The organism is Pseudomonas putida, from assembly GCF_022627325.1.
Classification (GTDB): Bacteria; Pseudomonadota; Gammaproteobacteria; order Pseudomonadales; family Pseudomonadaceae; genus Aquipseudomonas; species Aquipseudomonas putida_X.
In genome coordinates this window covers 1-1,974 of the sequence record NZ_JAETZZ010000034.1, presented here as the reverse complement: position 1 = coordinate 1,974, position 1,974 = coordinate 1, and the positions used below count along the sequence as shown (strand labels likewise).

Sequence of the window (1,974 nt, the reverse complement as noted above, 5' to 3'; positions counted from 1 at the left end):
CGGCGGATGACGTTTACAAAGACGCCGGCCAGGTCAAAGCCACCATCACCGACACCACCGGTGGTGACTTCGAGAACCTCGCAGTCAATCCGGCTGAAGCCATAACTAACGTCAGCGATACGCTCGATACGTCGACCGTGACCCTGACGGCGAATGCTTCGGTAATCGAAGGTGGCGTGGTGACCTATACCGCCTCGGTGTCGGCGCCGGTCACCGGCAGCCCGCTGGTCGTGACCCTGGCCAACGGTCAAAGCATCACCATCGGTGTCGGTGAGTCGTCCGGCTCGGTCAACTTCACCGCACCGAACAACGTCTACAACACCAATGCACCGTTGACCAACAGCATCACCAAGGTCGACGGCGGTAACTACGAGAAGCTGGATACTGCCGGTACTCCAACCACCACGGTTACTGACAGCCCGGCCACCCAGGCGACCACCAATCTGGTGCTGAGCGCCACCGGCGATGTCGCTGAAGGTGGTCAGATCGTGTACACCGCGACCTTGAGCAATCCAGCCGGCACGGCGATGACCGTGACCTTGAGCAACGGCGCAACTATCAACATCGCTGCAGGCCAGACCACTGGCCAAGTGACCGTCGCAGCTCCGGCCGATGACGTCTACAAAGATGCCGGCCAGGTCAAAGTCAGCGTTACTGGTACCACCGGTGGTGACTTCGAGAACCTCGCAGTCAATCCGGCTGAAGCCGTGACCAACGTCAGCGACACGCTCGATACCAGCACGGTGACCCTGACCGCCACTCCAAGCGTGGTCGAGGGCGGTACCGTGGTGTACACCGCCTCGGTGTCGGCCCCAGTCACCGGCAGCCCACTGGTGGTGACCCTGGCCAACGGCCAAACCATCACCATCGGCGTCGGCGAGTCGTCCGGCTCGGTCAACTTCACCGCACCGAACAACGTCTACAACACCAATGCACCGCTGACCAACAGCATCAGCAAGGTCGACGGTGGTAACTACGAGAAGCTGGATACTGCCGGTACTCCAACCACCACAGTCACCGACAGCCCGGCCACCCAGGCGACCACCAACCTGGTGCTGAGCGCCACTGGCGATGTCGCCGAGGGCGGCCAGATCGTTTACACCGCGACCTTGAGCAACCCAGCGGGCACGGCGATGACCGTCACCCTGAGCAACGGCGCGACCATCAATATCGCGGCAGGCCAGACCACTGGCACGGTCTCTGTTCCAGCCCCGGCGGATGACGTTTACAAAGACGCCGGTCAGGTCAAAGTCAGCGTTACCGGCACCACCGGTGGTGACTTTGAAAATCTTGCGGTCAATCCGGCTGAGGCCGTGACCAACGTCAGCGATACCCTCGACACGTCGACCGTCACTTTGACTGCTACTCCAAGCGTGGTCGAGGGCGGTACCGTGGTGTATACCGCCTCGGTGTCGGCCCCGGTTACCGGTAGCCCGCTGGTCGTGACCCTGGCCAACGGTCAAAGCATCACCATCGGTGTCGGCGAGTCCTCCGGCTCGGTCGACTTCACCGCGCCAAACAACGTCTACAACACCAATGCACCGCTGACCAACAGCATCACCAAGGTCGACGGCGGTAATTACGAGAAGCTGGATACTGCCGGTACTCCAACCACCACAGTCACCGACAGTCCTGCTACCCAGGCGACCACCAACCTGGTGCTGAGCGCCACTGGCGACGTCGCCGAGGGCGGTCAGATCGTTTACACCGCCACGCTGAGCAACCCAGCCGGCACCGCGATGACTGTGACCCTGAGCAACGGCGCGACTATCAATATCGCGGCCGGCCAGACCTCTGGCCAAGTGACCGTCGCTGCACCGGCTGATGACGTCTACAAAGACGCCGGTCAGGTCAAAGTCAGCGTTACTGTTACCACCGGTGGTGACTTCGAGAACCTCGCAGTGAATCCGGCTGAAGCCGTAACTAACGTCAGCGATACGCTCGATACCAGCACGGTGACCCTGACCGCCAATG

General features: G+C 61.5%; 1 protein-coding gene. It reads left to right on the top strand.

The window, feature by feature from the left end:
* A partial coding sequence (locus JNA92_RS25560; protein ID WP_347269626.1) for an immunoglobulin-like domain-containing protein occupies positions 1 to 1,974 on the top strand: 1,974 nt, incomplete at both ends.